Raw genomic sequence first — 10,507 nt, forward strand, 5'->3', positions numbered from 1 at the left:
TTGGTGGCGTCCACGAGCAGCCGCATGGTCTCGTGGCCGGTCGCCTGGTCGAGCGCGCCGGTCGGCTCGTCGGCGAACACGACGGCCGGGAGGGGCACGAGCGCGCGGGCGATCGCGACGCGCTGCGCCTGGCCGCCCGACAGCTCGCCCGGGCGCCGGTGCTCCAGCCCGTCCAGCCCGAGCGGCCCGAACCAGTCCCGCGCCGCCCGCACCGCCTCCCGCCTCGGCGTCCCGTTCAGCATCAGCGGCAGCGCGACGTTCTCCACCGCGGGCAGCTCGGGGAGCAGCTGCCCGAACTGGAACACGAAGCCGAACCGGCTCCGGCGCAGCGCGCTGCGGGGGCGCTCGCCGAGCGTGTCGATCCGCCGGCCGAGCAGGTGCACCTCCCCCGCGTCCGGCTTCAGGATCCCGGCGAGGCAGTGCAGCAGCGTCGACTTGCCCGACCCGGACGGGCCCATGATCGCGACGGCCTCGGCGCGGCCCGCGGCCAGGTCGACGCCGTCCAGCGCGACGGCCGTCCCGAACCGCTTCACCAGCCCGCGGCCGGACAGGACGGGCTCGCTCACGCCGCCTCCTCCCGCTCTCCCGCCGCGGACGGCCCGCCGGCCGGGCGCAGATCCAGGACGTTGTCGGGCGGACGGGTGCGGCGGCGGTCGCGGACGGACTCGGCGATCTCCATGGCGGGCATCACGACGCCGCCGTAGACCACGAACGCGGCGAACACGGCGGCGAGGGGAACGTAGATCAGGTACATGCCCCCAGCCTGCGCCGCGCCGCCGCCCCGCCGCATCGGACGCGAAGCCGGTACCGGGGGCGCCGGATCGGCCGAATGGCCGATCCGGGGATCCGCATCGGGTCGTACGCTGCTTGAACGTGAGCGACGTTGGGGCACGTCTGGACCGCATCCATTCGGTGGGCGGCTGCCTGGTGCGCGCGGCGTACGCCGGGTTCGCGTCCCTGTACCTGCTGGGGTGCACGGCCGCCGCGTTCCGTGACCCCTCCGCCCTATGGATGGTGTTCGTCGCGCTGGTGGCCAACGTCGCGGCGGTCTCCGGTCGCGGCCTCCTGGCGTGGGCGGCCGGGGCGGGGGCGCTGTCGGTGCTCAGCACCCTCTGCCTCGGCGCGGTGGTGCGGCCCGCGGCCGGCGCCCCGAGCCTGTTCGCGGAGATCGGCGGCCTGCTGATCATCCTCGCGCGGGTGGTGTGGAAGGCCCGCCGCGACCGGCTCGTCCCGGTCGCGGTGCTGCTCGCCGCGGCGGTCCTGGCGACCCCGCTGCGCTGGTCCCTGATCGCGGCGGCCCTGTTCACCGCGCCGCTCGGCATCACCGTGGCGGTCGCGCTCGGCGTCGGCCTCTACCTGCGGGCGCTGGACGCGCGGCGGGCCAGGTCGCTGGCCTCGGCGCGCCGGGACGAGCGGCTGGAGCTGGCCCGCGACCTGCACGACTTCGTCGCCCACCACGTGACCGGCATCGTCGTCCAGGCGCAGGCGGCGCGGTTCACGGCCCGGTCGGGCGCCGCGCAGACGCAGGAGCAGCTCGACCGGATGCTCGGCGAGATCGAGAAGGCCGGCACCGAGGCGCTCACGTCGATGCGGCGCATGGTCGGGCTGCTGCGCGACGCCCAGAACGTCAACGCCCCGGACGGGGACGCCCTCCCGGACGGCGGCTCCAGCACCCGTCCCGTCGGCGACCTCGAACGGCTCAGGGATCTCGTCGAGGGGTTCGCCCACCCGCCCGCCGCGCTCACGCTGGAGCCCGGCCTCGGCACGCTGCCGCCCGAGGTCGCGGCGTCGGCGCACCGCGTCGTCCAGGAGGCGCTGACCAACGTCCGCAAGCACGCCGCCGACGCCGCGTCCGTGCGGGTCACGCTGGCGCGGGTCGGAGCCGACGTCGAGATCGCCGTGCGGGACGACGGGCGGGGGCGCGGCGGCCGGCGGCTGCCGTCCGGCGGGTTCGGGCTCACCGGGCTGGGCGAGCGGGTCGGCGCGCTCGGCGGGCGGCTGCACGCGGGCCCGCGCCCCGAGGGCGGGTGGGAGGTCGTCGCACGCCTCCCCGTATCGGACGGATAACCGGGGATGCTGACACAATCGGCAAGGTGACCATCCGCGTACTGATCGCCGACGACCAGGAGATGGTCCGGACCGGGTTCCGGATGATCGTCGACTCGCAGCCCGACATGCAGGTCGTCGGGGAGGCCGCCGACGGCGCCGAGGCCGTCGCGCTGGCCCGCCGCCTGCGCCCGCAGGTGTGCCTGTTCGACATCCGGATGCCGCGGATGGACGGGCTGGAGGCGACCCGCGCCCTCGCCGGCCCGGGCGTCCCCGACCCGCCCCGCATCGTGATCGTCACGACGTTCGACATGGACGAGTACGTCTACGGGGCGCTGCGCGGCGGCGCGGTCGGGTTCCTGCTGAAGGACAGCGGGCCCGCGCTGCTGGTGGAGGCCGTACGCGCGGCGGCGAACGGCGGGTCGCTGGTGTCGCCGTCCATCACCGTCCGGCTGCTGGAGCACCTGGCCAGGCGGCCCGCGCGCCCCGTCCAGCCGCGCGAGCCGCTCACCGAGCGGGAGCTGGACGTGGTCCGGCTCGTGGCGCGCGGCCGGACGAACGAGGAGATCGCCGCGGAGCTGTACGTGTCGCTCTCCACGGTCAAGACGCACCTCGGCAGCGTCAACCGCAAGCTGGAGACGCGGAACCGGGTCGCGACGGCGGCGTGGGCCTGGGAGTCGGGCCTGATGACCTGACGGGCCCGGCAGGGGAACGCAGACGGGGAAGCGCGGAAGACGGGGGAGGCTCGGCACTGGCACCGGAGTCGATGAACGGACTGCCCGTGACGGTCCTGGTCGTGTGGGTGCTGTGCGCCGCGGGCTGGGGCGCCGTCCTGCTGGCCCTGCGGCGCGGCATGCGCGGACCGTCGAGGGGGCCCGCCCTGTTCGCGCACACCGTGACGCCGGCGGGGACCGTCCTGCTCTTCTCGCTGATCGGTCTCGGGTCGCTGTACGCGAGCATCGCGCTGGCCGCCGAGTGGTGGGCGCTGCTGGCGGTGACCCGGTTCCGTCCCGAACGGCTGCTGTCCACAGGTGGCCTCGGGCGCCTCGCCGCCTGGGCGGCCGTCACCGCGGCCGCGACGTGCGCGGTCACCCGGCTCGTGCTCCCCATGTGACGATCTTGTAAGGGCCCGAATTCCCGTTGGGCCGCGCCGGTCAAACGTACGTAGTATCCAAAACAGCCAACAGCAAAGGCCCTGGGGAGGTGGATCATGCCGTGTGCGCTGTGCGGCGACATCATCCCGACCGAGGTCGACCGGTGCCCGGCCTGCGGCGCGTGGGCGCGGCGCCGCGACTTCCGGGCCGTCGGCGTGGCGGTGTTCATGCTGCTCGGCTTCAACGCGTTCGTGGCCCTCGGCTCGGGGATCAGCCTGCTCAGGCTGGCGCAGCCGCTGCACGGCGCGACCCACGACAGCTATGACGCCGCCGCCACCGGCAAGGCCCTCGCCCCCTACGGGGACGTGTTCACGATCGGCGCGATCATGGCCGGGGTCACCGGCCTGCTGTACCTGACCTGGCTGTGGCGGGCGTTCCACCAGTCCCCCGGGCCGCACCGCCACCACCGCGCCTGGGTGCTGCTCGGCTGGTTCCTCCCGGTCGTCAACCTGTGGCTGCCGCCCCGGATGGTCTACGAGGTGTGGGTGAACAGCGGCCGGTACCGGACGGCCGAGCGCCAGGCCGCCGGGCTCGTCGTCGGGGGCTGGTGGGGCTGCGCCCTGCTCGGCCTGGTCCTCGGGCGCGTGTTCACGCACGGCAGCGTCGAGACGCTCGCCGACGCCCGCCTCGACGTGCACGTCGGCGTCGCGGCGGCCGCCTTCCAGGCCCTCGCCGCCGCCCTGTGCATGGCGACCGTCTTCCAGATCACCCGGATCCAGATCACCCGGTGACCCGCCCGGACCGGGCCGCGCGGGTCAGGCGGGCGGGGGGCCGGAGCTTCCCTGGCTGGTGTGCCAGAGCGGTGTTCTCGGAGGGCGCTTGATGGCCGGCCCCGCGTGCCCGATGTCGGAGTAGGGCGACATCGCGAACCCCGTGGGCTGGACGACGCGGCGGCCCACCGGGCGGCTCCGGCCGGACGGGCCCGCCATGGCCGCGCGGACGGCGTCGGGGCCGCCGCGGCGCCACTCCTCGTGCAGCGTGTTCAGGTCCCAGCAGGCGTTCGCGGTGATCGAGACGGCGCGTTCCCCGGCGCGGCGGAGCCGCCCCCGGGCGACGAGCAGCCAGGAGCCGAACACGGTGGCGGCGCACCTGTCCTGCACCGACTCGAAGAACGTGAGGTCGACCGGGCCGGTCGCGTCGTCCAGCGTGGCGAAGATGACGCGCTGCCCCGACCTGACCGCCGGGGTCTGCGTCGCGACCTTGACCCCGGCGACCAGGACCTCGCTCTTGTCCGGACGCCCCGGCAGGTCGGCGGCGCTGACGACGCCGAGCCCGGCGAGCAGCCCGGCGTAGAAGGTCATGACGTGCCGGCTCACGTCCATGCCGAGGATGTCGAGCTCCGCCTCGACCACCTCGGCGGGCGTCATCGGCGGCAGCCCGCCCGCCGGGATCTCCTCCGCCGGGCCCGTCTCCGCACCCGCCGGAATCTCGTCGCCGTCCTCGCGGCCGAGGGGGAGCTGGCCCTCCGGGACGTGCGCGGGACGGGCGGTGACCCGGTCGAGGGCGCCGACGCGGCACAGCAGGTCGCGGCGCGGGACGCCCTCGTGGAGGGCGTCGAACGCGCCCGCCAGGACCAGCCGCTCGGCGATCGGGCGCGACACCCGGGCGCGGCGCCAGAAGTCGGTCAGCGACCGGTACGGCCGGGCCTCGGCGATCCTGCCGATCTCGGCGTCGGAGATGCCCCTGACCTCGCTCAGCGCCACCCGGATCCCGGCCCGGCCGACCGCCGGGACGGGTTCGGCGCGCCAGTCGGCCTCCGAGCGGTTGACGTCCAGCGGGAGGATCGGGACGCCGAAGTGCCGGGCGTCGTCGAGGATGACCCGCTTGGGGTACATGCCGGGGTCGTGGGTGAGGACGCCGGCGTAGAAGGCGGCCGTGTGGTGCCGCTTCAGCCAGGCCGACTGGTAGGTGGGCAGCGCGAACGACGCGGCGTGGGCCTTGCAGAAGCCGAACGCGCCGAACGCGGTCAGCATCCGCCACACGCGCTCGACGGTCGCCCCGTCGTACCCGCGCGCCAGCGCCCGCTCGCGGAACCAGGCGCCGACCACGGCCTGGCCCCGCTCGTGGTTCAGGCTCCGCCGCGCCGCCTCCGCCTTGGACAGGCCGCAGCCGGTCATCACGTCGATGACGCGCAGCACCTGCTCGTGGAAGACGACCACGCCGAGGCTCTCCCGCAGCGCGGGTTCGAGGTCGGGATGCGGGTAGCCGGGCTCCCGCTTCCCGGCGCGGGCCTCCAGGAACGGCGTCACCATGTCGGAGTTGACCGGGCCGGGGCGGAACAGCGAGATGTCGATGACCAGGTCGTCCAGGTCGCGGGGCTGGAGCCGTCCGATCAGCTCCCGCTGGCCGGGCGACTCGATCTGGAAGCAGCCGAGCGTCCGGGACGTGCGCACCAGCGCGTACGTCTCGGGGTCGTCGCGCGGGACGTCCTCCAGCGCGATCTCCTCCCCCGTCACCCGGGCGACCTCCGCCACCGCGTGCGCCATCGCCGACTGCATCCGGACGCCGATCACGTCGAGCTTGAGCAGCCCCATCGCCTCGACGTCGTCCTTGTCGAACTGGCTCATCGGGAACCCCACGGCGGCGCGCTCGACCGGGACCCGGTCCCGCAGGCCCGGGTTCGACAGCAGGACGCCGCACGGGTGCATGGCGATGTGGCGGGGCAGCCCGTCCAGGCGCTCGGCGATCCGGAACAGCACCTCCAGGCGGCCCGCCGCCAGGTTGCTCTGCCGGAGCTCGGGCAGGTCGTCCAGGGCCGCGCGGATCTGGTTCGCCCGGATCCGCGGGAACGCCTTGGCGATCGCGTCGATCTCGTGCGGCGGGAGCCCGACGGCGTTGCCGACGTCGCGCAGCGCGCTGCGCGCACGGTAGGTCTCCATCATCGACACGCACGCCGTGGCGTCGGCGCCGAACCGGTCGAACAGCGCCTGGTAGGCCTCCAGCCGGCGGGCCGACTCCACGTCCAGGTCGATGTCGGGCAGGCCCTCGCGGCTGTCGGCGAGGAACCGCTCCATCACCAGGTCGTGCCGCAGCGGGTCCAGGTCGCCGATGCCGACCAGGTAGTTGACCAGGCTGCCCGCGCCCGAGCCGCGGATCGCGCAGCGGATGCCGCGCGCCCTGATCAGCGCGGCGGCGTCGGCGACGGTGAGGAAGTACGGCGCCAGTCCCTTGCGCCCGATCACGCCGAGCTCCTGGTCGAGCCGGGCCGCCGCCTCGCGCGACCCGGCGAGCCCGCGCCGCGTCATCCCCTCCGCGCACCGGGCGGCGAGCCGGGCGTGCGGGTCGCCCTCGACGGCCGGCAGGTGGACCTCGTCCGTGCCGAGGTCGCGGCCGGGATCGAGGACGCAGCGCTCCGACAGCCGCCGGGTGGCCGCGAGCAGCGCGTCGGCCTCGTCCGGGCCGCAGCTCCGCTCCGCGACCCGGCGCATCTCGGGGATCGACTTCAGGTACGCCTGGCCGGTGCGGTCGTCCAGGTGCCGCCGGTCGAGCGGGACCAGGCGGCGCGTCACGTCCAGGACCTGCGCGACCGGGTGGTCGGACGGGTCCAGGTAGCGGACGGCGTTGCCCAGGACGGCGGGCGCCCCGGCCTCGCGGGCGAGCGCGAGCATCCGCGCCGCCCGGGGCCCGTCGCCCCTGTCACGGTGGTCGACGATCTCGATCATGGTCTCGGCCGCGGCGCGCCACGCCGCGAGCCGGGCCGCCGCCACGTCCGGGCGGCGCCCGGTGAGGGCCCGGCCGACGTCCGAGGCCGGGCCGAGCAGGACGATGAGGCCCTCGGCGTGCGCGGCGACCATCTCCCTGGTCACCAGCGGGCGGCCGCGCTCGCCCGCCGCGTGCGCCGCCGTCACCAGCCGGCACAGCGACCGCCACCCGGCGCGGCCCTCGGCGAGGACGACCACGCGTTCCTCCCCGGTGGAGGCGACCCTGAGGTCGGCGCCGACGACGGCGCCGATCCCCGCGTCGGCGCACGCCCGGACGTGCCGGACGGCGCCGTACAGGCCGTCGCGGTCGGTCAGCGCCAGCGTCTCCATGCCGAGGACCGCCGCGCGCTCCGCCAGCGCCGCGGGCGGCGCGACGCCGAACCGGAGCGAATAGGACGAAGCGACATGAATATGCACGTCAGTCCCATACCCGGGATAGCAGCCAACTGTCGGCGGCGACGTCATAACGCAGCTCGTAGACGCCGATCTCCCGGTCCGGGGTCGCCTCGATCCGCCAGAACTCCCGCTCGCCGGCGGCCTCGCCGTCCGGATGCCGCTCCCGCCACCAGTCGCGGGTCGTGACCCAGTGCTCCAGCACCCGCCGGACGGTGTAGAGCCGGCCACGCCAGACGAACCGGACCGGACGGCCGTCGCTCACCCAGACGTCCACCGGATCGCCGAACACGCGCGTCATCTGCCTCCCCCTCGCGCTCGCCGCACGGGGGAAGGAGCATGCGGACCTCGTTCTCGAACAGACGTTCGGTATGGAGTCTAGGGAACCCCGGGCCCGGGGAGCAAGGCGGGGTCAGCCGAGAAGGGCGCGGACATGGTCGGCGACCTCGCCGGGCCGGGCCGCGTCGGCCATGCCGCCGGAGGGCCACAGGTAGTACCAGCCGTCGCCGCACGGCGTGGCGAGGACGATCACATGGCGCCCCGTGCCCGGCGCGTAGACGGCCAGCAGGGACTCCCCGGGCCCGGCGAACCGCCAGGACAGGCCCCGGGCCTCGACCTCGCGCGCGAGCGCCGCGAGGTGACGCCGGCGCATCTCGGCGATCTCCCGCCCACCGACTACAGACACATCAGCCGCCTCAGCTGGTCCGAGCCGCCGGCATGACCTTGAGCTACCATCCGGCGACGGTTGGTGACCGCTCCTCAGCATGACTCCGATCCGGCCGCCGTGCGGGGAGAATCCCAAGAGTGGGGACGGGTGTACCCCGGCCGCTAGGGGATGGTCCGCAGAAGCGGTGTAACGCGCCGTCCGGATACGGGCCAATCACCGCGCAGGTGGTTTCCGGTCCCCGGAACCTGGCCCGCATACGGAGGCTCCGTCCGTGATAGAAGCCTCTGTGAGGCGGGCGCCGCCCGCGTCAGCCAAAGAAGAAGGAGCGAGCCGATGAGCGCCGTCCCCGCCGGCGACCCGTCAGGCCACACACACCCCCGCGCCCAGGGGCACGGTCCGGAGCAGGGCCGCGCTCTGGCCGGGCTGCGCGAGCGCAAGAAGCAGCGGACCCGCCTCGCGCTCATCGACGCGGCCCTGGACCTGTTCCTCGCCCAGGGCTACGAGGCGACCACCATCGACGAGATCGTGGCGGCGGTGGAGGTGTCGCAGCGCACCTTCTTCCGCTACTTCGGCACCAAGGAGGACGTGGTCACGAGCTTCCTCACCGAGCACGACCAGGTGCTGGAGGAGGCCCTCGCGGCCCGCCCGCCCGAGGAGCGGCCGTTCACCGCGCTGTTCGAGTCGCTGCGCGTCGTCCTGCGGACGATCGCCGAGAGCGACCCGGCCGACGGCGCCCGGTTCCGCCGCGTCCGGCAGGTGATCGAGGCGACGCCGTCGCTGATGGCGGCGCAGATGGCGCGCTACTCCGCGTCGGCGGAGGCGCTCGCCACCGAGATCGCGCGCCGCGAGGGCGTCGACATGGAGCGGGACCTGCGGCCGCGGATCGTCGTGTCGTTCTACCTGGCCGCGACCAAGGTCGCCTTCGAGGACTGCGCCCGCCAGGACATCTGGGACGCCGGGACGGTCGCGGCGCGCGTGGAGGAGGCCGTGACGCTCGTCAGCCGGACCATGCGCGACTGGGTGTGACCGTCCCGCCGGCGGAATAGCCCGCGGGGGCGCCGGGGTTCTCCGGGAGCGTCCACGCGAACCGACCCGTCAGGAGAACGACATGCGCGCGATCGTCATCACCCGCACCGGCGGCCCCGAGGTCCTGGAGGCGTCCGAGCGCCCCGACCCGGTGCCCGGGCCGGGCGAGGTGCTGATCGACGTCGCGGCGGCCGGGGTCAACTTCATCGACGTGTACTACCGGACGGGCGCCTACCCGCAGGAGACCCCCTACACGCCCGGCGTCGAGGCGGCGGGGACGGTCGCGGCGGTCGGCGAGGGCGTCCGTGAGTTCTCGGCGGGCGACCGCGTCGCGTGGGCGAACGTGCAGGGCGGCTACGCGGAGAAGGCCGTGGTCCCCGCGGACAAGGTCGTCCCCGTCCCCGGCGGGGTGGGCCTGGAGGACGCGGCGGCGTCGCTGCTGCAGGGCATGACCGCGCACTACCTGACGAGGTCGACGTATCCGGTCCGGGAGGGCGACACCGTCCTCGTGCACGCGGGGGCGGGCGGGATGGGGCTGCTGCTCACGCAGGCGGCCGTCTCCCTCGGCGCCCGGGTGATCGCGACGGCGTCCACCCCGGAGAAGGAGAGCCTGGCGAAGGACGCGGGCGCGGACGCCACGATGGGCTACGACGGGTTCCCCGAGCGGGTGCGGGAGCTCACCGGAGGCGAGGGCGTCGCCGTCGTGTACGACGGCGTCGGGGCGCCCACGTTCGACGGGAGCCTGGAGAGCCTCCGGCGGCGCGGCACCCTGGCCCTGTACGGCGCGGCGGGCGGCCCGGTCCCGCCGTTCGACCCGCAGCGCCTCAACCGGGCCGGATCGGTTTTCCTGACCCGGCCGTCCCTCGCCCACTACGTCGAGGAGCGCGCGGAGCTGCTGGAGCGCGCCGCCGACGTCTACGCGTGGGTGGAGTCCGGTGCCGTGAAGGTCCACGTCGGCCGCCGCTACGACCTCGCCGAGGCCGCCGCGGCGCACGCCGACCTCGAGGCGAGGCGCAGCACCGGCAAGCTCCTGCTGATCCCCTGAGGTCCCGCCCGGCGCCGCGGCCTCCCCTAGGCTGGCCCCCGGACGAACGATCTCTCAAGGAGCGCCGCCCCCCATGACGACGTACGCCGCCGGACCGCTGGAGCACGACGAACCCCGCGTCCTCGGCCCGTACCGCCTGCTCGGGCGGCTCGGCCGCGGCGGCATGGGGACGGTCTACCTGGCCGCCGAGCCCGACGGCCGGCGGGTCGCGGTGAAGGTCGTCAACCGGGAGCTGGCCGGGGAGCCGGCGTTCCTCGCCCGGTTCCGCCGCGAGGTGACCGCGGCGCGGCGCGTCCACCGGTTCTGCACCGCGCCGGTGATCGACGCCGAGCTCGACCAGGACCCGCCGTACATCGTCACCGAGTACATCGACGGGCCGAGCCTGGAGAAGGCCGTCGGGGACAGGGGCCCCCTGCCCGGCTCCGACCTGGAGGGACTCGCGGTCGGCGTCGCCACCGCGCTCGCCGCCATCCAC

At 75.0% G+C, this 10,507-nt stretch carries 12 protein-coding genes; 7 read left to right on the top strand and 5 right to left on the bottom strand.

Annotated features, from left to right (window positions below):
- Both AB0C69_RS29320 and AB0C69_RS29325 read right to left on the bottom strand, forming a co-directional pair.
- Positions 1-566 (bottom strand): ABC transporter ATP-binding protein (locus AB0C69_RS29320; protein WP_360358374.1); only part of this gene is annotated, 566 nt, incomplete at its 3' end.
- Positions 563-754 carry a hypothetical protein gene (locus AB0C69_RS29325; RefSeq protein WP_345175814.1) on the bottom strand — a complete coding sequence of 64 codons (192 nt, stop codon included), beginning with the start codon at positions 752-754 and terminating at the stop codon, positions 563-565. The genes AB0C69_RS29325 and AB0C69_RS29320, both read right to left, overlap by 4 nt.
- A 119-nt stretch (positions 755-873) precedes the next feature.
- Here AB0C69_RS29325 and AB0C69_RS29330 point away from each other — a divergent pair, with 119 nt between their 5' ends.
- From AB0C69_RS29330 to AB0C69_RS29345, 4 genes are all read left to right on the top strand, one after another.
- Complete coding sequence (locus tag AB0C69_RS29330) at positions 874-2,067, top strand: histidine kinase (protein WP_360358375.1); 1,194 nt, start codon at positions 874-876, stop codon at positions 2,065-2,067.
- Positions 2,068-2,093: 26 nt separating this feature from the next.
- On the top strand, positions 2,094-2,741 hold the full coding sequence (locus AB0C69_RS29335; RefSeq protein ID WP_360358376.1) for a response regulator transcription factor: 648 nt from the start codon (positions 2,094-2,096) through the stop codon (positions 2,739-2,741).
- A gap of 71 nt (positions 2,742-2,812) precedes the next feature.
- A complete protein-coding gene (locus AB0C69_RS29340) occupies positions 2,813-3,160 on the top strand; it encodes a hypothetical protein (protein ID WP_353830965.1) in 348 nt (115 codons plus the stop codon).
- Positions 3,161-3,256: 96 nt separating this feature from the next.
- Positions 3,257-3,931 carry a DUF4328 domain-containing protein gene (locus AB0C69_RS29345; RefSeq protein WP_345175819.1) on the top strand — a complete coding sequence of 225 codons (675 nt, stop codon included), beginning with the start codon at positions 3,257-3,259 and terminating at the stop codon, positions 3,929-3,931.
- A gap of 24 nt (positions 3,932-3,955) precedes the next feature.
- Here AB0C69_RS29345 and AB0C69_RS29350 read toward each other — a convergent pair whose 3' ends face one another.
- The 3 genes from AB0C69_RS29350 to AB0C69_RS29360 all read right to left on the bottom strand — a co-directional run bounded on the left by AB0C69_RS29350 (position 3,956) and on the right by AB0C69_RS29360 (position 7,979).
- Entirely contained in the window at positions 3,956-7,318 is a 3,363-nt protein-coding gene (locus tag AB0C69_RS29350) for a DNA polymerase III subunit alpha (RefSeq protein WP_360358377.1), read from the bottom strand.
- Position 7,319: 1 nt separating this feature from the next.
- On the bottom strand, positions 7,320-7,595 hold the full coding sequence (locus tag AB0C69_RS29355; RefSeq protein WP_345175822.1) for a DUF6504 family protein: 276 nt from the start codon (positions 7,593-7,595) through the stop codon (positions 7,320-7,322).
- A 111-nt stretch (positions 7,596-7,706) separates the two neighbouring features.
- The gene (locus AB0C69_RS29360; RefSeq protein ID WP_353830967.1) at positions 7,707-7,979 is read right to left on the bottom strand and encodes a hypothetical protein; all 273 of its coding nucleotides are present in this window, start codon (positions 7,977-7,979) and stop codon (positions 7,707-7,709) included.
- Positions 7,980-8,294: 315 nt separating this feature from the next.
- Between AB0C69_RS29360 and AB0C69_RS29365 the strand changes: the two genes are divergently transcribed.
- From AB0C69_RS29365 to AB0C69_RS29375, 3 genes are all read left to right on the top strand, one after another.
- Positions 8,295-8,987 carry a TetR family transcriptional regulator gene (locus AB0C69_RS29365; RefSeq protein ID WP_345175824.1) on the top strand — a complete coding sequence of 231 codons (693 nt, stop codon included), beginning with the start codon at positions 8,295-8,297 and terminating at the stop codon, positions 8,985-8,987.
- Between the two features lie 82 nt (positions 8,988-9,069).
- Entirely contained in the window at positions 9,070-10,032 is a 963-nt protein-coding gene (locus tag AB0C69_RS29370; RefSeq protein WP_345175825.1) for a quinone oxidoreductase, read from the top strand.
- Positions 10,033-10,105: 73 nt separating this feature from the next.
- Positions 10,106-10,507 (top strand): protein kinase (locus AB0C69_RS29375; RefSeq protein ID WP_360358378.1); only part of this gene is annotated, 402 nt, incomplete at its 3' end.

This window comes from Actinomadura sp. NPDC048032, from assembly GCF_040653175.1.
In the GTDB taxonomy this organism is placed as follows: domain Bacteria; phylum Actinomycetota; class Actinomycetes; order Streptosporangiales; family Streptosporangiaceae; genus Spirillospora; species Spirillospora verrucosospora.